This is a genomic window from Bradyrhizobium sp. BR 1432 (assembly GCF_051547705.1).
GTDB classification, from domain to species: Bacteria; Pseudomonadota; Alphaproteobacteria; order Rhizobiales; family Xanthobacteraceae; genus Bradyrhizobium; species Bradyrhizobium zhanjiangense.
On record NZ_JBPUGF010000003.1, the window covers coordinates 6567944 to 6590471 of the forward strand.

General features: G+C 64.3%; 16 protein-coding genes and 1 pseudogene. 7 read left to right on the forward strand and 10 right to left on the reverse strand.

Annotated elements, in window-relative coordinates:
* Positions 1-392 precede the first annotated feature (392 nt).
* The gene (locus ACSKB8_RS31920) at positions 393-1589 is read left to right on the forward strand and encodes a M24 family metallopeptidase (protein ID WP_438108379.1); all 1197 of its coding nucleotides are present in this window, start codon (positions 393-395) and stop codon (positions 1587-1589) included.
* 334 nt (positions 1590-1923) lie between these two features.
* Positions 1924-5916, forward strand: coding sequence for a Dyp-type peroxidase (locus ACSKB8_RS31925; RefSeq protein ID WP_438110772.1), 3993 nt, complete (start codon positions 1924-1926; stop codon positions 5914-5916).
* Positions 5917-6003: 87 nt separating this feature from the next.
* Here ACSKB8_RS31925 and ACSKB8_RS31930 read toward each other — a convergent pair whose 3' ends face one another.
* The 6 genes and pseudogenes from ACSKB8_RS31930 to ACSKB8_RS31955 all read right to left on the reverse strand — a co-directional run bounded on the left by ACSKB8_RS31930 (position 6004) and on the right by ACSKB8_RS31955 (position 14554).
* Entirely contained in the window at positions 6004-6258 is a 255-nt protein-coding gene (locus ACSKB8_RS31930) for a hypothetical protein (RefSeq protein WP_438108381.1), read from the reverse strand.
* A gap of 139 nt (positions 6259-6397) precedes the next feature.
* Positions 6398-9109 carry an ATP-binding protein gene (locus ACSKB8_RS31935; RefSeq protein WP_438108383.1) on the reverse strand — a complete coding sequence of 904 codons (2712 nt, stop codon included), beginning with the start codon at positions 9107-9109 and terminating at the stop codon, positions 6398-6400.
* 424 nt (positions 9110-9533) lie between these two features.
* A pseudogene (locus ACSKB8_RS31940) lies at positions 9534-10362 on the reverse strand (hypothetical protein).
* A 120-nt stretch (positions 10363-10482) separates the two neighbouring features.
* Complete coding sequence (locus ACSKB8_RS31945; protein ID WP_438108384.1) at positions 10483-10863, reverse strand: hypothetical protein; 381 nt, start codon at positions 10861-10863, stop codon at positions 10483-10485.
* 199 nt (positions 10864-11062) lie between these two features.
* The gene (fsrB, locus tag ACSKB8_RS31950; protein ID WP_438108386.1) at positions 11063-12355 is read right to left on the reverse strand and encodes a siderophore utilization protein FsrB; all 1293 of its coding nucleotides are present in this window, start codon (positions 12353-12355) and stop codon (positions 11063-11065) included.
* Positions 12356-12565: 210 nt separating this feature from the next.
* Entirely contained in the window at positions 12566-14554 is a 1989-nt protein-coding gene (locus ACSKB8_RS31955) for a TonB-dependent siderophore receptor (protein ID WP_438108388.1), read from the reverse strand.
* A gap of 144 nt (positions 14555-14698) precedes the next feature.
* On the opposite strand from ACSKB8_RS31955, the gene ACSKB8_RS31960 reads away from it, so the two are divergent.
* On the forward strand, positions 14699-14917 hold the full coding sequence (locus ACSKB8_RS31960) for a hypothetical protein (protein WP_438108389.1): 219 nt from the start codon (positions 14699-14701) through the stop codon (positions 14915-14917).
* Between the two features lie 151 nt (positions 14918-15068).
* On the opposite strand, the gene ACSKB8_RS31965 is transcribed toward ACSKB8_RS31960, so the two are convergent.
* The 3 genes from ACSKB8_RS31965 to ACSKB8_RS31975 form a co-directional block, all read right to left on the reverse strand.
* Entirely contained in the window at positions 15069-15734 is a 666-nt protein-coding gene (locus tag ACSKB8_RS31965) for a methionine ABC transporter permease (protein WP_438108391.1), read from the reverse strand.
* Positions 15724-16875, reverse strand: coding sequence for a methionine ABC transporter ATP-binding protein (locus tag ACSKB8_RS31970; RefSeq protein WP_438108393.1), 1152 nt, complete (start codon positions 16873-16875; stop codon positions 15724-15726). Before ACSKB8_RS31970 ends, ACSKB8_RS31965 begins: the two co-directional genes overlap by 11 nt.
* 230 nt (positions 16876-17105) lie before the next feature.
* Positions 17106-18578 (reverse strand): DASS family sodium-coupled anion symporter, encoded by a 1473-nt coding sequence (locus ACSKB8_RS31975; protein WP_438108395.1) that lies wholly within the window; start codon positions 18576-18578, stop codon positions 17106-17108.
* A 239-nt stretch (positions 18579-18817) separates the two neighbouring features.
* On the opposite strand from ACSKB8_RS31975, the gene nthA reads away from it, so the two are divergent.
* The 3 genes from nthA to ACSKB8_RS31990 are packed head-to-tail and all read left to right on the forward strand — an operon-like array spanning position 18818 to position 20477.
* Positions 18818-19444 carry a nitrile hydratase subunit alpha gene (nthA, locus tag ACSKB8_RS31980; protein WP_438108397.1) on the forward strand — a complete coding sequence of 209 codons (627 nt, stop codon included), beginning with the start codon at positions 18818-18820 and terminating at the stop codon, positions 19442-19444.
* Complete coding sequence (gene nthB, locus ACSKB8_RS31985) at positions 19441-20100, forward strand: nitrile hydratase subunit beta (RefSeq protein ID WP_438108398.1); 660 nt, start codon at positions 19441-19443, stop codon at positions 20098-20100. The genes nthA and nthB overlap by 4 nt, the downstream gene beginning before the upstream one ends.
* Positions 20100-20477: a nitrile hydratase accessory protein gene (locus ACSKB8_RS31990; protein WP_370987338.1), complete on the forward strand. Its 378-nt coding sequence runs from the start codon at positions 20100-20102 to the stop codon at positions 20475-20477. The genes nthB and ACSKB8_RS31990 overlap by 1 nt, the downstream gene beginning before the upstream one ends.
* Before the next feature lie 242 nt (positions 20478-20719).
* Here ACSKB8_RS31990 and queC read toward each other — a convergent pair whose 3' ends face one another.
* Positions 20720-21433, reverse strand: a complete 714-nt coding sequence (gene queC, locus ACSKB8_RS31995; protein ID WP_438108400.1) for a 7-cyano-7-deazaguanine synthase QueC — start codon at positions 21431-21433, stop codon at positions 20720-20722.
* A gap of 126 nt (positions 21434-21559) precedes the next feature.
* Between queC and mazG the strand changes: the two genes are divergently transcribed.
* Positions 21560-22414 carry a nucleoside triphosphate pyrophosphohydrolase gene (mazG, locus tag ACSKB8_RS32000; protein WP_370987340.1) on the forward strand — a complete coding sequence of 285 codons (855 nt, stop codon included), beginning with the start codon at positions 21560-21562 and terminating at the stop codon, positions 22412-22414.
* Positions 22415-22528 lie beyond the last annotated feature (114 nt).

The following is a 22528-nucleotide window of genomic DNA, read 5'->3' on the forward strand; positions in this document are numbered from 1 at the left end:
CGATCTCGCGAGGCCTCGCTTATTGCAGCCGGACAAGGTCACGGCAATATCGGCTTTCGGAGAGATGGGCCGACAAAAAATGCGAAAACAACCCCATGCACAGTAGCCGTCAACGAGCTGGGAGAGCCGCCCAGCGCCAGCCCGCAAATGGCCTGGAGCGAAGGAGCAGTGGCAGGAATTCCATCTAAATGTCTGATCTAATTGTACATAAATATATTCCATAATATACCTTATGCGAATTACGGATATGGACGGCAGGCAGTTCCCCAAGCTGGTGCGAACCCTACTTCCGGGCCTAGCATCGGGAGCCAACTGACCATCCGGCTGTTAGTCGGATGGTCGCGGACAGGAATTGCAGGAGATCAAATCGCCGCAGCCATGGGAGAGTTGTCATGCAGGAGACCGCTGCCCGCGCCACTGCCTCGCGTGTCATTCCGTTCGATGCTGCCAAGCTCGACCGTCTCATGGAGGACGCCGGCCTCGACGTGTTGGTCGCGACCTCCAAGCACAATGTGCAGTACCTGTTAGGCGCTGAGCGGGCGATCTTCTTCGACTACATGGATGCGCTCGGCGTCAGCCGCTATTTGCCGGTCCTGGTCTATCCCAAGGGCGCACCCGAGAAAGCGATCTATGTCGGCCACCGGCTGGAGGCCCATCAGCGCACGGTCGCGCCGCCATGGGTTCCGCAGCTCCGGGCCGAATCCAATGGGTCAGTCGATGCGATCACGCGGGCCGCAGATCTGATCCGGGATGCTGGCGTGTCCTTGCGGCGCGTCGGAGTCGAGATGGCGTTCCTGCCGATGGATGCTGGCCGGGCACTGGCCGACGCCCTGCCCGGTGCCGAGCTCAAGGACGCCGTCGTGGTGCTGGAGCGGCTGCGGGCGGTCAAGTCGGCGGAGGAATTGGCGAAGCTCAAGACCGCGTCCGAGCTCGTCGTCGCATCCATGCTGGCGGTGATCGCCGGCCACGGTCGGGGCACGACCAAGCAGCAATTGGCGGATGCGTTGCGCCTCGCGGAAGCCAACCGCGGACTGACCTTCGAATATTGCCTGCTCGCCTGCGGCAGCAGCCACAACCGGGCGCCATCGTCGCGGCACTGGGAGCAAGGCGAGGTGCTGTCGTTGGACTCCGGCGGCAATTATCACGGCTATATCGGCGATCTCGCGCGCATGGCCGTATTGGGCAAGCCGGATGCCGAGTTGAAGGACTATCTGGCCGAAATCGAGGCGGTCCAGCGCGCCGCCTTCGCCGCGGTCCGGCCGGGCGCCATGGGCGGCGACATCTACGTCGCGGCCGAGCGGCAGCTCGCCCAGATCACCCAGCGCGACTGCACCGATTTCCTGGCCCACGGCATGGGCCTCGTCAGCCACGAGGCCCCTCGCCTGACCGCCAAGGGCCCTGTTCCCTACGACGACACCGACGCCCGCCAACCGCTCGAAGCCGGCATGGTGGTGTCGATCGAGACCACGATGAAGCATCCGACGCGTGGCTTCATCAAGCTCGAGGACACGGTCGCGGTGACGCCGACGGGATACGAGATTTTTGGCGAAGGCGGGCGTGGGTGGAATCTCGGCGGCAACGCGCTTTAGCGTAGCGGCAGCTGATCGAGCTGGCTCTGCATCTTCTTGACGACGGCTGCGAGCCAGCTCTGCCTCGGTGCTTTCTTGGCGAAGCATGCGGGTTAGGACAACTCGCTGAGGGACAGGGCGAGCGGATCGTCGATGCTCACCGCCTCCGCTGGCCTGAATGGCCGACGGCGGTGCCCCACCCTCGACCACTTCTGCGCGCGACCAGGATGCCGTTTCGATTCGAGTCGGGCGACTTTCGGTCTGCGAACCGCGACGGAAAGTTCGGAGATTGTGAGCCAGTTCATAGAAGCAAGGGCGCCCGGAGTCGCAGAGTTGGATCCCTCTATTGCTCGAAGTGACGCTACGAGGACGGTGCGACCGAAGGGCCTGCGTCAAATTCCATGACCGCACCGGAATTAGCCAAATTGCATGTTTGCGAAGGAAAAAGCGTAATAGTTGCATTTTAGCGAGGGCGCAACGTAGGGCCGCTCGCACCAGGGGAGGCAGAGACATGCGTCGGGATTTGACAATCAAGACCGGCAGCATGGCCGGGACGTCGGATTTCAGGGTGATGGCTCCGATCAAGAAGGGGTTTGTGCCGTCCCTGGATGCGACCACGTACAAGACGCGTGTCAAGTACGTGTTGCGGTCGCTGAATGGCGGACGTGCCAGCGCGTATGAATACGAGCTCGCCCGCGTCCTGTCCGACTCCGTGGACCGCGTCGGACGCATCCACTCGGTGGGCATCGCCGTGCTCGAACCCGAGGACGACTCCGTGGATGCCGTGGACTATGTGCTGCTGACAGCGACGTTCGACGGCTCCTGGGAAGCCTATGTCCGCGTCATCTGGCAGAAGGCCGCGCGGCTGCTCGACCTCATCTTCTGCAATACCGAGGGCTATTGGCTCGGTCACGAGAACACTTACGAAAACTGGGGCATCTGGCTCAAGAGCATGCAGACCGAAGCCTATTTCCTCTATGCCACCCCCGACCTGACCGTGGATGACACACGTTTCCTGCGGATGGAGGAGCGGGTCTATCGGCGCGCCTCGGGCGACGGCGCCGATCGGATTGTCACGCGGGCCAGGATTCCGTCGCCGGAAGACATTGCGCGACGCTCGATATTCGAGGTCGACGGCCAGATCGGTGTCGATCCGACCAATGCCGGCTTCAGCAAACCGCTCACCATCGAAGCCGCCGGCCGGCCTCCGTTTCACCACGGCATACGCGCGCTGGCGGGGCTCTACCATCTGGCCGACTTCTATCCGCCGGGGACGCATGACGGGGTGGTTCTGCATCGGGCCGCCCACGAGCTGCTGCCGGAATTCGTCACCATGATCAACGACCCTGCCTACGCGGAAGGCGTCAAGCGCGCCCGCCGGCGCTATGAAGAGGCCCTGCGCTGGTTGATGACGCCGCCCGACGTCGCGCCGGTACGGCGCAACCTGCCGCTCGCCCTGCCGAACAAACCGCTGTTGCAGGATCCCGGCAACGTGCAAGGCGGGATTCTGACCGCCTACAATTCAGATCACGGCTGCCTGCTGCTGTTGCAGTTCGCCAATCCGGCCGCACTGGCGGCATTTCTCAGCGTCCTGCAGGCGACGGTGACATCCGAAGCCGACGTTCTGACGCCAGGGCAGATCGTCACCAACATCGCATTCACGATCGAGGGGCTGCGTCACGCCGGCCTGTCCGACGAAGAGGTGCGCTCACTGCCGGAAGAATTCGTGCAGGGCATGGAAAGACGCGCCGGCCTGCTCGGCGACGTGCGCTGGAATCATCCCCAGCGATGGCGACTTCCGGCAAGCAACTGGGCGCTCGGGATCAACGCGCCGGACCTGCGCGAAGACGATCCGGCGCCGCGCATCAGCATGAGCTCGGTCCATGCCGTCCTTCAGCTCCGCTTGTTGCTGTCCAAGGATACGCAGACGACGGCGGATGCGAGAAATGCGTTGATGGCCGAAATGAACCGCCTGGTCGACGTGGATGCGGGTGTCAGGCCGCTCTCGATTCAGTGGATGCAGCGGCAGCGCGATGGGTCCTCCGGCATCATGCAGGACCATTTTGGTTTCGCCGACGGTAGTTCGAACCCGGTGCTGCGCGAGGACCAGGCCGGCAGGCGCTATTCCAATCAGGTGCATCTCGGCGAGATTCTGTGCGGCTACCCGAACCTCGCCGACGAGACGGCGCCGCTCGGCGACGCGACCAATCGTGCTCACGCGATGCTCCGCGACGGCAGCTTCATGGCGCTGCGTAAACTGCGACAAGATGTCGAGCAGCTCGAGGATGTCCTGTCCCGCGCTACGCGACAGGCAACCGAGACGGCCGGACCGGACGCACCTGCCCTGACGCGCGAGACGCTGATGGCCAAGATGATGGGACGCTGGCCGACCGGCCATCCCCAGGCCGGCCAACCGCTGACCCCTACTCCGCCCCCCGACGAGCAGTGCAACGACTTCAACTACGACGCCGATCCGCAGGCCCAACTGTGCCCGTATCACGCGCACATACGGCGCGCCAATCCGCGCGCCTCGATCACCAAGGCGGATGCCGGCGCCCGGCCCCCACGGATCGTCAGGCGCGGCATGTCCTACGGTCCGCCCGTCAAGCGTGACGACCCGCAACCCGCCAAATCCGCCCTGCAACAGGAGCGCGGCCTGGTTTTCATGGCCTACAATGCCAGCCTCGGCGAGCAGTTCGAGGTGGTGCAGAGCTGGCTCGCTCGCGGCAACAGCTCGGGTTCGTCCTCGGGGGTAAGCGATCCTTTCCTCGGCCTCGCCGAGCCTGGTCGGCTCCGACATTTTCGTTTCGAGCATGGAGGCCAGACGGTCCGCGTGGCGCTGGACGGCTCGGACCGGCTCCACGACGAACCCCGTCCGTTCGTACGTCTGGAATGGGGAGCGTATTTCTTTGCGCCATCGAAGAAGGCGCTTGCCGATCTGCAGCAATGGGCGGCCAGCCAGGGGCGCAAACCGGCAGTGGTGTGGAGCGTGGAGCAGGGGGAAAAGGAGATCGCGCGTCTGCGCCTGATCGAGAGCCGGCAGGGCGAAGCCGCGGGGATGGCCGCGTGGAAGACGGCACTCGAAGATCCGGATTCCGCCTCGCATTTCGTCAACGCGTCAATTTGGGCTGCGATCCGCGAGCGCCACAGCGGCGCGCTCCGCACGCCATTCGGGGTCTTGGTGGCCGACCGCGACATGGTCTCCCAGGTCTTTGCCGATTCCGACACCAAGCTGACCATCACCGGCTACCTTCCTCGCATGCTGCGGTCGTTCGGCATCCTCTATCTTGGCCGCGACGCCGGGCAGCCAGACGAAGTCTACGAGCATGAATCCGCAGCCTGCAACGCTGCGATCATGGCCCTCGACCAACCCGCCGCATTCGAGCTGGCGCGCGCGGTCACACAGAAGGTGCTGGGCTTCATGGTCAAGCAGACGATTGGTTATGCCGCCGAGGACGGCGAAGCGAGCTGGGAACTGACCGTCGACGTGCACGAATTGGTGGATCCGCTGCTCGCCACCTTCTGCGAAGCATGGTTCGGATTGAGCGAAGAGGGGGGCCATTTTCGCCGCGTCGGCTATCGCTGGGATTGGAAGCCGGGCGAGCCGCCCGGTTATCCCGGCCATTTCCTCTCCCCTTCGCGCTACATCTTCCAGCCGCATCCGAACAAGACAGTGGAGGCGGTCGGTGCGGCACATGGCGAGGCTGCGCGCCGTGCCATGGAAAGTTTCCTGAAGCAGTTCGGGCCGACAAACGGACCAGTCACGAAGGCGGTTTATAACTCGCCGCGCGGAACGGGCGACATACCCTTCGTGGCGCGCACGATCGCCGGCGCCATGATGGGTTTCATTCCGACTGTCGACGGAAACCTGCGCAGGATATTGAACGAATGGCTGCGCGAAGGGACGCTGTGGGCGTTGCGCGCTCGCTATGCCGGCACCGTGGCGGAGAACTACACCGACGCCCTCAACCGGCTGAGAGACGACTTCATCCCAACCATGCAACTGCGTGCGGTGCCCGAACTGATCTGGCGGACAGCCATCGTTTCGCACACCATCGGAGATGTCGAGATCAGGCCGGGAGACGTCATCGTCGCCGGCGCGGTTTCCGCCACCCAGCAAAATCTCGCCGAAGGTCGTCAGGACATCTATCACGCCTTCGGCGGCAACCGCAGGGTCGTGGGGCATCCCACGCATTCATGTCCCGGAGCAGACCCGGCGCTGGCAGTGATGCTGGGTTTCTTCAGCGCACTGGTGGAGACGCCGCTACCCCTGCGCGCCGGCCCCATTCCCATGAGCCTGACGATGGACGGAAGGGTTCCCGCGCCGCCGAGCCCACCTCAACCCTAGAGGCGTATAAGGCGGAATGGGTTTGCGCATGCCCAGACAATCATACAAAACGCGATGACGATTCATCCTGATCGCACTGCGCTTTGGCTAGACAGCATAATGCTGACCGCTTCCGAGCTGATCGCTGGCGTAGATGACGGGCGTGCCGATGACGAACCGGATCGCCTGCTCCGCATGCCAGTGCATGCCGAGCGCCTGCAGTTTCTCGGCGGCTTCCGTAATGGTCTGGCGGGCCGCCCCGTCCTGCCCCTGCCCCGCGAGAAGCTCGCCGCGCAGGGCGAGGTTCAGGGCCGCATCGCGCAGTGACCCGCGCCTGCCTGCGGAGATCTCCGCGCGCCGCAACCAGCGCTGGCTTAGTGCAAAATCTTGGCGTTGGGCTGCGAGTTTCGCGAGCGAGCGGCATGCTGCCGCCTCGCCCAGCCGCTCGCCTTCACGCGCGCGGCGCAGGACATGGGCGGCGTACCGCCGTGCCGTATCGACATCACCTTCGGCTGGCTGCTGCCTCGACCAGCCAGCTATATTGAACCGACGTGTAGAAGTGGAAGTTTCGCCTTTCCATCCATTGCGCGGCGTTCCGCAACTGCTGCAAACCGTCGGCATCGCCGGTCGCCGACCAGCGGGCAAATCCGGACGCGGCGCGGCAGGCCGCCAGCAGCAGCAGGCTGCGCATATTCTCGGCGACACGGGCTCCCTCGACGGCGAGCCGCTCCGCCTCCTGCCAGCGACCTTGCCAGACCAGTACGACCGAAACCCAATTGCGCACCGAATTGACGACCGGATGGGTCGAGCCTTCGACCAGGGCCATCGCCTCTCTGAAGCAGTCGTGAGCGCCGTCGAAATCTCCGCGATCGGCCAGCACACTGCCTTTGCACGACAACGCGTAGGCCGTGCCGATGGCGATCGCGCCATGCCGGCGGCTTCGTTGCTGCTTGGCTGAGATGGCAGCGTCGATCAAGGTGATGGCTTCGTCGTATTGGCAGCTTGCTGCGAGAATCTGGCCCAGTGAAGCTTCGATCTGGGCGATCATGCGGTGGTCGCCGAGCTTGCGCGCCAATTCCAGTGCTGTCCGTGTGTGTGTCACGCCCTCCCGAAAGCGGCCGAACCCGTAGCACATGTAACCGAGCCATTCATAGGCACTGGCCATCGCGCCGGTGTCGCCGAGCGAGGTCGCAATCGTGACCGCTTGCTCAAAGACGGTGGTGTCGTCGGTCAACGACATCGGGTCGAAAATGTTGACCAAACCCAATTTATTGGCCAGCAAGCACCAGCGCAGCGACTGCTCGCGCGAGCGATCCGGCACGCGATCCAGCGCTTGCATGGCCACCTGATACTGGACACGGGCACGGTCCAGCGCGAACGCAGCCATGGCCTTGTCGCCGGCGCGCTCGGCATAATGGGCCGCGCTCTCCCAATGACCTGCGCCGCGGGAGTGGTAGGCCAGCCCTTCCAGCGTGTCTTCGCGATCGGCCTGCTCGGATCGTGCCAGCAATTCGCCCTGGATGCGCTTATGCAATGCCTGACGCTCGTGCAGGCCGATCGTGTCGTACACTGCGTCCCGCGTGATGCCATGTTTGAAGCGAAGGACGCCGCCCGCTGGATCGGCATAGAGAAAATCTGCGTCGGCCAATGCCCGCACCTTTGCCGGGTCTGGTTCGCTGCCGCAGGCCGAAACCAGCAACCCGTGCGGCACCGTGTTTCCAATGACCGCTGCGGCGCGTACCACGTTCACCTCATCCGCCGGCAGGCGCGCCAGCCGCGAGGCGACCAGCGTTGCGACCCATCCCTGCTTGCTGCGCATTTCGAACGAAAGGGGATCGTTGGCCGCGACGGAATGGCACAGCTCTTCGATGAAGAGCGGCACCCCGCCGGCATAAGCCTGAACGCGGGCCACCAGGAAGGGATCGGCCTGTGGCACCCAGCGTCGTACAGCCAGATCGGTTTCCGGGCCCTGGAACGGCTCTAGCTGCAGGTGAGGCGCGCTGGAAATCCACTCGGTGCCGTCGTCGCGCGGCCGGCTGGCGAGGATGACGCGCGGTCCATTGGGCAATTGCAGGAGGGCCTCCAGCAGCTGCCGGCTCGCGTCGTCGGACCATTGCCAGTCGTCGATCACCAGCACCAACGGACCCTGCGCCGACAAGACGGTGAAGAATCCGAGCAGGTCACCGACCACGCCGTCGACGGTCATCCGGCCGCCGCGCGCATCGGCGCCGGTCGACGCCAGCGCGAGGATCGATTCAGCACGCGGACCGAGCTGGGCGGCCCATGGCTGCAGGCCTGCGCGGGCAATCTCGTCGGCCTCGACGACAGATGCGTCCGGTCGGATTCCTAGGTAGGCGCGCAGCATTTGCAGGAATGGTTGCAGGACTTCGGCACCGACATAACTTTCGCAGCTGCCCCGCAGCAGCTTGAACTGTTCGGTACCACTATGTCGCAACACTTCTTCCAGCAGGCGCGTCTTCCCGAGCCCGGGACCGCCGACGACGACCACGCAGCGTTGCGTGGCCGGATGGGCTTGGGCGAGAAAGCCGGTCAGAACGTTGAAAATCTCGTTGCGACCAATAAAGGGCGTCAGGCCGCGACGAGAGGTTGCCTCGAAGCGGCGGGTCGCCGTGCTTCGTCTCAGCACCACGCGCGCCTGCGGCATTCGGGGCGCTGCACCCGATGTCTGAAGACGGTCGCCGAGCTCGAAAAAATTTGCATGCGGACCAAGGGCATCGATGCTAGCCAGGATCTGACCCGGGGCAGCGTAGCGCGACAGGTGCGCCGCCGTGTTCACGACATCGCCGATCAGGTCGTACCGGCCGGACTCGATATCTCCCTCCGTCAGGAGCAAGGTGCCGGCGTGGATACCGGAATGCATTTGAAGCGGCATCAGAGCCGGCGACACGCCATCGTGGCGTAATTGCCCGACCCAATGGTGAATATCAAGTGCCGCTTCCGCGGCACGACGACCGTCATCCTCGCCCGATTGGGGGTAGCCGAACACAGCGAGGGCACCGTCTCCCTGCGTTCTGATGATGCGACCGCCGTGCCTGGCCACCGCGCGATGCCAGATTTCCCGCAGTTGGCTCAGGAGTTCGGAAAGGTGCTCGGACTCGATATCTCTGCCTAAGGCGGTGGACCCCACGAGGTCAGAGAAAAGCACCGTCAATCGATGACGTTCGCCTTTCCGGTCACGGGTCTGCGTATTCATCGTCGATCGCAGCCAACTCGTTGCCGAACGGCAAGCACGGTCTCCGGCTGGTGCCAGATCGGATGCCGCAAGGCAGGATACACACCGCTAGTATCCCGCCTACCCTACGCGAGCACAAGGTGAAAGCTCGTGGGGTCGCATTCGCCGAACATGGTTCTCGGCGCGGCCGCCTAGACCAAATCTAACCCATTCAAAAATTTGATTCATTTCCCTTAATGGACAGCGGATGCGGTTCGCGGCGTTTGCGAAAGCCGGGCCAGCCCGCCTATCCGGCAACTCAAATGCCCAGGGGGCCAGTCCCCGGTGCGCCCACAGCGATTTCATCACGCAGGAGGAAATCGAAGGTGCACATGATCGCTGAGCCGACGGCTTTGGCTATGAAGGTCCCGGTGGAAGGACAGCGCAAGATACTCGAGCTGCCGCTCTAGCGTAGCGGCAGCAGATCGAGCCGGCTCTGCGCCTTCTTGACGATCTGCCGCGAACCAGCTCTGGCTCGGCGCTTCCTTGGCGAAGCAGGCTGTGAAGGCCGCCATCGCATTGTCTTCGCGGGTCATGTCGCCGCGCGGGTCCTTCTTGTCGACCGCTCTGGCCATCATTTGTTCCCAGATCTTCTCGCAGGCCGTGATCGGGGCCGTCTTTACGGCGTCCGATGTCGCGATGAAGAACACCTTATCGCCCTGGATCGCGACGACGTCGATCTCATGCGGCGGCGCCTTGAGACCGCCATTGCCGCGCACGCCGAGCATGGCGACCGCGGCACTCGCCGCTGCAGGCTTGGTGATCGGCAGCTCCGCATAGATGGCGAAGGCGGCGTCCTGGATCGCGTAGTAATAGAAGCGGTCGGATTTCAACGCTGCGCCGCTCTCCTGCGGCATGCCATCCTCGCGATGCTCGCCCAGCCAATGCCTGAGCAGCGTGGTCGTGGTCACCACCGCTTGCGTCTTGTGACCTTCCGAGGCGAAGCTGAGTCCGTCGAGATGGCCGAAGCCGATGTCGTTCTTGAACAGCGTATCGACGTTCGACTTGCCCTCGGCCGGCAGCCCCTTGATCGTAACTGGTCCCACCAGGCCGCCCAGCACGCCTGCCAGCTCCTTGAGTGCGGCATCGTGCTGCTTATAGATCTCGTCGCTCTCCTTAGTCGCCGAGAACTTTGCGATGTAGCGATCGCGCAGGTCGAGATAATGCTCCTCGGGCGCGGCGGCACAGGCGGGCGTTGCCAAGGCGAGCAGGCAGAGCAAGGCGGGTAATCTCATGGCAATGTCCGCAACTGGGAGCTATCTCCAGTCTTTGTGCCGGTGCCGGGCGAGGAGGTTCATCCGCGATGCCGCGCTGTGCTCTTCGCGCGCGACGCACGGCATGCGATGCGGTCTCCCTCAATAGCTTCGGCCCGGGCCAGACGAGCCGCGCGAACCTCGCGCGCCGCGGAAGTAACGGCACCACCCGTCCGGGCTGATAGGTCCGGCAACGATCTCGCAGCTGCCGGGGGACCGGAAATGCGCACAAACCCCGCAGCGCTGGGCTCCGTTTGGCTGATACTGGTACTGCGCAACCTCTTTCGGGATGGGCTTGCGTGCGCGGGCATAGGCACCCGTGGCAGATCCTGCGGTGCCATGGGCCCATGCCGGAGCCGCAGCCGTGCCCGCCAGCGCTGCGCCGCAGAGCGATTTTGCGATGAAGCCGCGGCGAGAAAGACCCTTGTCGGGCTTGTTGCTGGAGGAAGAGCTTGCACCTACCGGCTTGGATTGATCACTCATCAGTCGCCTCCTGGCGGTACCGCCTTGGGCAAGTGGGATTTCCCTGTAACTCACAAACCGTGCCGGAATATTCCTGGTTCCTAAATGTATCCTCAGATGACCGTAATCGCAGCGCGGCGCGTCACCACGGATATGCGCTACGGATTCGTACCGAGGCTCGGTTTCGCGGCAACGTTCATCCGAAGACCGGACGAGCGCCCTACTCTGCCGGCGAGAGTTGCTGCCGGCCGAGGCGCATCGCCGCGGTCTCGCGCACGCGGACACGGGCACGGCGCTTGCGCCACCAGATCACGACGCCGGTCACCGAGAGAGCCGCTACGACGAGGCCCATGATCGAGATCAGGATGCGGCCGAACAGCCCGACGATGCGGCCCGAATGCAGCGGGAATTGCGCCTGCACGAAGATGTCGGCGGCGGTGCCGACCCAGGGCAGGCGCTCGCCGATGGGACGGCCGTCTTCGCTATCGTAATAGAGCTGCGCCGGGCCGACGCCGCCGGCGCCGTGGTCGTCGCCGGGATGAAAGAAGGCGGCGGCATAGACGCCATGAGCCGGGCCGTAGCTGATCGCGCCGACCGGGGTGATCCACCCTCGCCCCTTGCCGTCGGCCGCCGCGCGCGCCGCGATGTCGGCAAAGCTGACCTTGGGCTCGATGGGATTGTCGAGATCGCGATAGGGCCGCTGCTCATAGGGCGTCGGGGTGTAGTTCGAGACCATCTTCATCAGCGGCGAGAACACCTCGAAATAGAGGTTCAGCGAGAACGCCGTGAAGGCGATGACGAACAGTACGCCCCAGGTCCACAGGCTGAAGGCACGGTGGATGTCGAAATTGATCCGGTAGGCGCTGCCCGAGGTCTTGATGGTCCAGGCCGGCGCCCACCGCGCCCAGAAACCGCGCTGGAGCTGGCGCGTGACCTCAGGCGGCCGCGCCGTCCTGGCGCGCCGGCGTGAGGGCAGCGTCAGATAGAGGCCGACGAAGCAATCGATGGTCCAGATGATGGCGATCACGCCGAGCACGCGCATGCCCCAGCGGTCGCTGCCCCAGAATTCCGGGATGTGCATGGTGTAGTGCAGCTTGTAGAGGAACGAGACGAAGTTTTCTCTCGTCACCGGCCACACCGCGCCCCAATAGCGCCGGCCGAGCTCCGTGCCGGTGTTGGGATCGAGGAAGACTTGATTGTAGTCGAGCGGGTAACGCTTGCCGGTTGCGGCATCGATCCGCGGCATGACGAAGAACCACAACGAGTGGCCCTCCTCCGGCGTCATGAAGAGATAGACGACGCGCGCGCGGGGATCGCGCTGCTCGATCATCTTCGCGAGCTCGATCGACGGAATCGCCGGACCCTTGGTGCTGACGTCGAACAAATGGCTGTTCAGGACGTCGTCGATCTCGTGATCCCAAGAGATGATCGCCCCGGTGATGCCGGAGAAGAACAGGAAGCCGGCGGTCAGCAGTCCCGCCCAGCGATGCAGCCTGCCGAATATCGCTCTCATCGTTCGCCTCTTATGAAGCGGTCTGATCCCTCGCTGCCAAGGGCCATCGCATATGAGGTTGGAGCTTGGGCGCTAAAGCCCCCGCAGCGTCATGGCCGGGCTTGTCCCGGCCATCCACGCCTTGCCAACGGCACAAAAGAACGTGGATGCCCGGGACAAGCCCGGGCATGACGACCTCTTGTGGTGGCTTAGACGCGATTGCCATCAAACTCACCAGCGGTAGGTCAGCTTGCCGATCGCCTTGCGCCCCTCGGCATACATGCAGCCCGACAGGCCGTAGCAGGCGGCGACGTAGCGTGTGTCGGCGAGGTTGGTGACATTCACCGACAGCCGCCAATTGTCTCTGGTGTAGGCCAAAAGCGCATCCAGCACGGTCGAGGATCCCACCTTGAAGGTGTTGGCGTCATCGCCCCAGGTCGCGCCGACATAACGGATGCCGCCGCCGAACTGCAAGCCTGCGAGCGGTCCGTTCTGGAGCGTGTAGTCGCTCCACAGCGAGGCGCGGTTGAGCGGCACGGTGACCGGCGCTTTGCCGACATTCACCGGATCCTGCGTGACCATGGCATCGACATAGGCATAGGCCGCGCGCAGATTCCAGCCGTCGGCGAGCGACATCGTGCCTTCGAGCTCGATGCCGCGCGACTTCACCTGCCCGATCTGTTCGTAAAAGGTCATTGCAGGTACGTACACAGCGACGTTGTCGCGCGTCAGGTCGAAGGCGGCGAAGGTGAACAGCGCATTCCAGCCGAGCGGCTGGTACTTGACGCCGACCTCGTACTGCACGCCGGTCTCGGGATTGAGCATCTGGCCGCCCGGTCCCGTGGCGAGCACCGGCAGGAACGATTCCGAGTAGCTGAAATAGGGCGCGATGCCGTTGTCGAAATTGTACATCATGGCAGCACGGCCGGTGAAGGCCGAAGCATCCTTCGAGATCGATGTGTTGCTGATGCCGCTGTCGAGCTGCGTCGTCACGAAATCCTGGCGGCCGCCGAGTTGGAATGACAGCCGGCCGAGCTTGATCTGATCCTGCGCGTAGAGGCCGAGCTGAGACTGCTTCACGCCGGTGTTGTCGTTCATCGCGCCGATGGTCCAGTCGTAGCTGTAGACCGGATTGAACACGTTGATCTCCGGCGACGACGTCGTGACGCTAAACGCGGTGTCGCGAAACGCGGTGTTGCGATAGTCGATCCCGACCAGCGTGGTATGGCCAAGGATGCCCGTGCTGAACTTGCCCTGGAGCTGGTTGTCCACTGCGAAGGAGTTGATGTACGAGTTGCTGTAGCTGCCGAAACGCCCCAGCTGCCCCGCCGCCTCGTCGGTATATCCCGTGCCGTAGAAGGTCTTTTCCTCGTTGTGCTGATAGGCGTAACGCAGGTTCTGCCGGAGCGTGATGTTGTCGGTGAAATCGTGCGAGAGCTGGTAGCCGGCGGTCGCGATCTCGGTGTTGAACGCGTTGAAGCTCGGCACGCCCGCGAAGAACGAAACCGGGATGGTGCGACCGTTGTTCGGCCACACCGTGCCCGAGGCCGGCAGGAACTGGAGGCCCCACCCTGCCCGGTCGCGCTGGTAGTTGGCGAGCAAGGTGATGGTGGTGTCCTCGTTCGGCTTGAAGGTGACGGCGGGCGCGATGAAGACGCGGTTGTCCTTGGTGAAGTCGACCTGAGTCTCGCCGTCGCGCACCACGCCGGTGAGGCGCCACAGTACCGTGCCTTCCTTGTTGGCGGGCCCGCCCATGTCGAACTGGCCCTGATAGCGGTTGAAGCTGCCGCCGGAGATCGAGATCTCGCCGAACTGCTGCGCCGTCGGCAGTTTTGTCACGTAGTTGAGGATGCCGCCGGTGCCGCTGCCGCCATACATCGCCGAGGACGGGCCCTTGAGAATCTCGATACGCTCGGCCCCGTAAGGATCGAGGCCGTTGAAGTGCACGTAGTTGCTGGACGGAATCCGCAAGCCGTCGACGTAGAGGCCGGACATGGTCGTGTCGAAGCCGCGGATCTGAAGGGCGCCGAAGCGGGTGTCTGAGCCGCCATTGACGTCGCCGCTGACGCCGGCCGTGTAGCGCAGCGCCTCGCCGATCGAGACCGCGCCCTGGTTCCTGACCTGGTCGGTGGTGACCACGGACACCGACTGCGGCGTTTCGATCAGCGGTGTATCCGTCTTGGTGGCGGTGCCGCTCCTCGTGGCGACGAAACCGCGCACCGGACCATTGGCGCGTTCGAAGGTGGCGCCGTTCGATGCCGACTGGGTTGGCGCAGCCTGCTGCGCCGGAGCGCGACGATTGGCGCGCGCGGCACGTGTCGCCGCCGACCTTCGTGACGATGCAATCGCCGCGGGGCGAGCGCGTTGGACTGGCGCGTCGACGGTGACAGCGGGAATTTGCGTCTGGGCTTGCACGTCACCGAGCGGCACGGAGAGAGCAAATGTGCTGACGGCACCGAAGAAGAGAAGATGAATTTGCCGGCGACGCGTGCCATCACGCGAAGAAAGTTGGAAGTCGGTCACGTCTTGGAAGCCCCACGCACTGCCGGCTTTGCCGGTATCATTTTTGATGCCCCGCCCTAACTCAGGCGGTTTCGGAGTGCGATAGGAACAGCGTTAGAATTTCTCCAGACGTGTGCGCAGCAAGTGCGGCGAAAGCGCCCAGTCACGTTTCGATTTTGGAATGTTTCCAGACGAACGAGAATTTGCCCGTCCGCAACATCTGGAAACGATATCAGCGGTGCCGCAGCCGGCGGTTGACGCGACGCGCCAGATAATCGCCCGCGCTCTGCACGAGCTGCACCAGCGCGATCAGCACGACGACGACGGCCAGCATCATTTCCGGCATGAAGCGCTGATAGCCGTAGCGGATGCCAAGATCGCCGAGGCCTCCGCCGCCGACGGCGCCGACCATGGCGGAATAGCCGAGCAGGCTGACCACCGCGAGCGTCAGTGCCAGCACCAGGCCCGGCAGCGCCTCGGGGATCAGCACCTTGAGCACGATCTGGATCGGCGAGGCCCCGAACGAGGATGCCGTTTCAATGAGGCCGCCATCGACCTCGCGGATCGCGGCTTCGACGAGGCGTGCGATGAACGGCGTCGAAGCGATGGTCAACGGCACGATCGCCGCGGTCGATCCGATCGAGGTGCCGGCGACGAGGCGCGTGAACGGGATGATGGCGACGACGAGGATGATGAAGGGCGTAGACCGCGTCGCGTTGACGATGACGCCGAGCACGCCGTTGACGGCAGGTGCCGCGAACAGCTCCCCCTTCCGGCTGGTCGCAAGAAAGACGCCGAGCGGCAGACCGAAGACGGTGCCGAGCAGCGCCGCGATGCCGACCATGAACAGGGTTTCGCCCGTGGCCTGGGCGATCAGGTTGATGAGTTCAGGCGACATGGCCGATGCGCTCCGCCGGGAATTGATATTGAGACAACCAGGCGAGCGTCCGCGTCGCCGCGTCCTCTCCGCCAGAGATGTCAAAAGGAATGCCGAGAACGAGCGAGCCGACTTGCTGGCCGCTGATCTCGTCGATGCGCGCCGAGAGCAGCGCGACGTCGAAGCCGAGCTCACGGGCAAGCCGCGCCACCAGCGTATCGCCGGCGCCGGCGCCGCGGACCTGGACGCGGATTACGGCCTGTCCACCCGCGACCGGCTCCGAAACAATGCGGCTCGCCAGCGACACCGGCAGGCTGTCGCCGATCACCTCCGCCAGGAAGGACTGCGTGATCGGGTTCCTGGGATGGGTGAAGATGTCGGCGACATGGCCGCTCTCGACCACGCGGCCGGCATCGAGCACCACGACCTCCTTCGCGAGCTGACGCACCACCGACATTTCGTGGGTGATCAGCACGATGGTCACCCCGAGCTCGCAGTTGATGCTCGCAAGCAGATCGAGGATCGCGCGCGTGGTCTGCGGATCGAGCGCGGAGGTCGCCTCGTCCGACAGCAGCACGCTCGGCCGCGTGGCGAGCGCCCGCGCGATGCCGACGCGCTGCTTCTGGCCGCCGGAGAGTTCCGAAGGATAGCGGTCGTGCTTGTCGGCGATGCCGACCAGCGCGAGCAGCTCGGCGACACGGATCTTGATGTCGGCCTTGGCCCAGCCGGCGATCTCGAGCGGCAGCGCGATGTTGTCGGCCGCCGTGCGCGACGACAGCAGGTTGAAGTGTTGGAAGATCATGCCGATCGAGCGCTGCGCCAGCCGCAATTCGCGCCCTGCGAGCGCCGAGATGTCTCTGTTATCGACGATGACGCGGCCCGTGGTTGGCTTCTCCAGCCCGTTGATTAGCCGGACCAGGCTCGACTTGCCGGCGCCGGAGCGACCGATCACGCCGGTGATGGAACCGCGTGGAATCGCGAAGTCGATGTCTTGCAGCGCTTTGACGCCGGGCTTGCCGCGATAGGCCGGATAGGTCTTTGAGATGCCGGCGAAACGGACCATCGCGTCCGGCTCGGTCGCGGCGGGCGAAATCGCTTCAGGCGTCTGGATCGGCTGTCCGATCGCAAGCGATTGGTGGGCGTTCATGGTGGTGGCCTTCATGCACAATGGTTCGCTTGCCCGCAAAATCCACGGGGAAGCCTGGTCGCAATCATGCGACGGGATTGGAACCGCGATGAGGGCTCGGAAAGCGCGCTGCACCGCAGCACGCACCATCGCCCTTTCAGGTCCGTCTTGCAATGTCAGATATCTGCGGGAGTTGGATGAAGTTTTCCAAATCCCGCCCCTCGGGGAGAAAATTCATCTGCCAGGCCAAGAGCCTCCGGCGCGGCTCAGTGGACCTGCAACCAGGGCAGCACAATCAGCAGGAGGCCGGCGAAATAGAGCAGCCCAAAGATCAGGCCAAAGCCCCAGAACTGGCCTTTGCCGATGTAACCGCTGCCGAAATACATCGGCGCAGGTCCCGTCGCGTAAGGCGAGATCACGCCCATCAGGCCGAGCGAATACATGCAGAGCATGGCGAGCGTCGTGACTGGCAGATCAGTGATGCCGGATCCGACCGCCAGCACCACCGGCAGCACCGCGGCCGCATGCGAGGTGATGCTCGAGAAGAAATAGTGGATCCAGAAGAACAGCGCGACCAGCAGCAGCATCGCGGTCGATGGCGACAGCCCCGCGAGCGGCTTGGCGTATTCGGCCGCGAACCATTTGATGAAGCCGATTTCGTTGAGGCCCGAGGCCAGGGTCAGCAGCGAGGTGAAATAGAAGAACACTTCCCAGGCGCTCTTCTCGCCGACGATGTCGGCAAACTCGATCACGCCCGTCACCAGCATCAAGGAGATCACGATGAACACGACGGTGGTGGCGTTGACGAAGTTCGAGCCGAGCACGGGGACGTGGATGTCCGGGCTCGAGCCCGCGATCCACAGGAACATCGCGAGCACGATCAGGCCGAGCATGATCCATTCGTTGCGCGACATCGGGCCCATCGCGCTGAGCTCCTTCGCCGCCCATTCCGAGATTTCCGGGCTGCGCTTCACCTCGGGACGGCACACCAGATAGCTCAGCAGCGGAACGAGCACCATCAGCAGGATTCCGAGCGGCGCAAAGCCGACGAACCACTGGCCCCAGCTCACCTCGATCCCGACTGTCTTCTTGGCGATCGCAAGCGCCGCCGCGTTGGGTGCGAGCGCGGTGAAGAACAGCGAGCTCGTGATCGCGGTCGCCGCAAAGGCGGTCCACATCACATAGGTGCCGATCCTGCCGGCGGTCGGTCCCGGCTCGGAGCCATAGATGCGCGGGATGTTGCTGATGATGGGATAGACGATGCCGCCGCTGCGCGCGGTGTTCGAGGGGGTCGCCGGCGCGAGCAGGAGGTCCGACATCGCGACCGCATAGCCGAGACCAAGCGTGTTGCGGCCGAGTCGCTGCACCAGCACCAGCGCAATGCGCCGGCCGAGCTGGCTCTTGCGGTAGCCGATCGAGAACACGAAGGCGCCGACGATCAGCCACACCGTGCTCTCGGCAAATCCCGCCAGCATCCAGCGCAGCGATTTCGTGGGATCGGCATCGATATAGCCGGCGACGCCCGCGACCGTGAGACCGATGAACCCGACTGCACCGACCGGCATCGATTCCAGGATGAGCCCTGTGATGACCGCCGCGAACACGGCAAAATAGTGCCACTGATTGACATTGAGCCCCGACGGCACCGGCCACAGATAGATCGCCAGCCACACCACGAGGGGCGCGATCAGCTTCCAGCGAAACCCGTTCGCCTCAGACGCCTGTGAGCTAGCGGTCATGGGCCTTCCCCCTCGATTGTCGTCGCGCCGTGCGGCCCGTTGACCGGACCCGCTTTTGTCCCAGCGCGGCGTATACGGACTGTCCACGACGATATCAATGGCTGTCCAGGGCCGGATTGAAAGCGGTTTTCGTCATGTCACCGGCGATGCCAGCGCGCAAAGGCGTCACGAACACGTGGCCGGATTGCACTGCAACGAACGCTCGACAGAAACGGACCATTGCGCCTATCCTTTGTCCCATGAGCCACGATCATGACCACCACCACGACGACCATTCCGAGCTGTCGGAGACCGAGCTGCGCGTGCGCGCGCTCGAGACGATCCTGACCGAAAAAGGCTATGTCGAGCCGGCCGCGCTCGATGCCATCATTCAGGCCTATGAGACCAAGATCGGCCCGCATAATGGCGCGCGCGTCGTCGCCAAGGCCTGGACCGATCCGGCGTTCAAGAAGGCGCTGCTGGAGGACGGCAGCAAGGCCATCGGCACGCTCGGCCATGTCAGCCGCGTCGGCGATCATCTCGTCGTGATCGAGAACACACCTGAGCGCCACAACATGGTCGTGTGCACGCTGTGCTCCTGCTACCCCTGGGAAATGCTCGGGCTGCCGCCGGTCTGGTACAAGGCCGCACCCTACCGCTCGCGTGCGGTCAAGGATCCACGCGGCGTGCTCGCCGATTTCGGCGTCACGCTGCCCAAGGACATGGAAATAAGAGTGTGGGATTCCACTGCGGAGACGCGCTTTCTGGTTCTGCCGATCCGCCCCAAAGGCACGGAGGGCTGGAGCGAGGACCAACTCGCTGAACTCGTCACCCGCGACTCCATGATCGGCACCGGCTTTCCCAAGACGCCGGGAGCGCCGTCATGAACGGCGTGCACGACATGGGCGGCATGGATGGGTTCGGCAAGGTCGAGCCCGAGCCGAACGAGCCGATGTTCCACGCTGATTGGGAAGCGCGTGTCCTCGCCATGGTGCGTGCGATGGGGGCGGCCGGCGCCTTCAACATCGACACCTCGCGCTTCTATCGCGAAACGATCCCGCCGCATGTCTATCTCTCGAGTTCCTATTACAAGAAGTGGTTCCTCGGTCTCGAGGAGATGCTGATCGAGAAGGGCTATCTCACACGGGAGGAGGTTGCCGCCGGCCACGCGATGCAGCCCGCAAAGGCGCTCAAGCACGGCAAGTTCGATCTCGCCAATGTCGAGCGCGTGATGGTGCGCGGCAAGTTCGCCCGCCCTGCCCCGGCCCCTGCGAAATTTGCGATCGGTGACCGGGTGCGCGCCAAGAACATTCATCCGGCGACGCATACGCGGCTGCCGCGCTATGTGCGCGGCCATGTCGGCGTCGTCGAGCTCAACCATGGCTGCCACGTGTTTCCGGATTCGGCTGCGATGGAGCAAGGCGAAAATCCGCAATGGCTCTACACGGTCGTGTTCGAGGGGCGCGATCTCTGGGGCGCAGATGGCGATCCGACCTCGAAGGTCTCCATCGACGCGTTCGAGCCCTATCTGGACCCGGCGTGATGAGCAGCCCGCTTGCGGCCGCCGCCACTGCGGCCATCCCGAGCATTCCCCGCGATGACGACGGACCGGTGTTCCGTGCGCCCTGGGAGGCCCATGCGTTTGCGATGGCGTTGAGCCTGCACGAACGCGGCGTGTTCACCTGGCCGGAATGGGCCGCCGCGCTCGCCGAGGAGATCAAGCGTGCACAGGCCGCCGGCGATCCGGATACGGGCGAGACCTACTACCTGCATTGGCTCGCCACGCTGGAAGGCCTCGTCGCACGCAAGGGCGTCGCCTCGACGCAGACGCTGCACCGCTACCGCGACGCCTGGGACCACGCCGCCGACCGCACGCCGCATGGCAAGCCGATCGAGCTCAGGCCTGAGGATTTTCGGTAGGTCTCGCTGAGTTCGTCATTGCGAGCGCAGCGAAGCAATCCAGAATCCCTCCGCCGGGACAGTCTGGATTGCTTCGTCGCAAGGGCTCCTCGCAATGACGGCTGGAGAGAGCGCGGGTTCTCTCCACCTGTCGTCGCCCGGCTTGACGGGGCGACCCAGTACGCCGCGGCCTCTCGGCTCAAGCACGGTCTCTGGGACAATGGATCACCCGCCTTCGCGGGTGATGACCCGAATTTGTAGCCTCAGCGACCCGCTACGAACTCCCGCCACCCCTTCGCCCGCAGGCTGCACGCCGGGCACTCCCCGCAACCGTATCCCCACTCGTGCTGCGCGCCGCGTTCGCCGAGATAGCAGGTGTGCGACTGCTCGCGGATGAGATCGACAAGCCCGCCGCCGCCGAGGTCGTGCGCGAGCTTCCACGTCGCCGCCTTGTCGATCCACATCAGCGGCGTGTGCAGCTCGAAGGATCTCGCCATGCCGAGCGAGAGCGCGGCCTGCATGGCGCGGATGGTCTCGTCGCGGCAATCGGGATAGCCGGAATAGTCGGTCTCGCACATGCCGCCGACGATGTGGGTGATGCCGCGCCGGTAGGCCAGCGCCGCGGCGAAGGTTAGGAACACCAGATTACGACCGGGCACGAAGGTGTTGGGCAGGCCGTCGGCGCCCATCGCGATCGCGACATCGCGCGTCAGCGCCGTCTCGGACACGGCCGCCAGCGTCGGGATCGACAGCGTGTGGCTCTCGCCGAGCTTTGCGGCCCAATCCGCGCGCAGGCCCTTGATGCCCTCGAACAGGCGGTCGCGACAGGCGAGCTCAATGGCATGGCGCTGGCCGTAGTCAAACCCCAGCGTCTCCACGCGGGCGAAACGGCTGAGCGCCCAGGCGAGGCAGGTGGTGGAATCCTGGCCGCCGGAAAACAGCACCAAGGCGGTCTGTGATGAAAATGCGTCACTCATGGCCCGCGCTTTAGCACTGCGCAGACCGCCCGCCAATCGGTGGAAATCGGCCTGTTCCGCCGCGCCCCGCTGGGAACGGCCGCCCGCTTTTGGCATAAGGCTTTGGAGCCAGGAGACCGCCCCGCAATGACCCCTTCCCGCGACATTTCCCGCCTGATCGAGATCATGGCGGCGCTGCGCACGCCGGTGACCGGCTGCCCCTGGGACCTCGAGCAGAATTTTGCGACCATCGCGCCCTACACGATCGAGGAAGCCTATGAGGTGGTCGATGCGATCACACGCGGCGATCTCGACGATCTGCGCGAGGAGCTCGGCGACCTCCTGTTGCAGGTCGTGTTCCACGCCCGGATGGCTGAGGAGCAGAACGCGTTCGCTTTTGGCGACGTCGTCGAGGCCATCACCCGCAAGATGATCCGCCGCCATCCTCATGTCTTTGCCGACAAGGACGGCAATCTCGCCTCCTCTCACGTCAAGGAAGTCTGGGACCGCATCAAGGCCGAGGAGAAAGCCGAGCGCGCCGCGCGCCGGCCGCCGGAGCAAGTGCCGGCGCACAAATCGCTGCTGTCGGGCGTGAAGGCCGGCCAGCCCGCCTTGACCCGCGCCATGGAGCTCCAGCGCAAGGCCTCCACCGTCGGCTTCGACTGGAACGACCCGCGCGCGGTGCTGCAAAAGATCCGCGAGGAAGCCGACGAGATCGAAGCCGCGCTGGATCGAAATGACAAGCAGGAGCTGGCAGAAGAAACCGGGGACCTGATTTTCGCACTCGTCAACCTCGCCCGCCATGTCGACGCTGACCCGGAGGCCGCGCTGCGTGCGACGAATGCAAAATTCGAGCGGCGCTTTGCCTATATCGAACGGACGCTGGAGGCGCAGGGCCGCACCCTGGAGCAGGCCTCGCTGGCGGAGATGGATGCGCTATGGAATGCGGCTAAGGGCGAGGAGAAGCCGGCGTCGGAGGGACGCAAGGAAGCCCGCCGGTAACTCAGTGTCGTCCTGGCGAAAGCCAGGACCCATTACCCCAAATGCAAGTTGTTGAGGCCCGCTGGAGCAAGCAGGGTTGCCAATTGCATTGGCCTGTGGTTAGGGGTCCTGGCT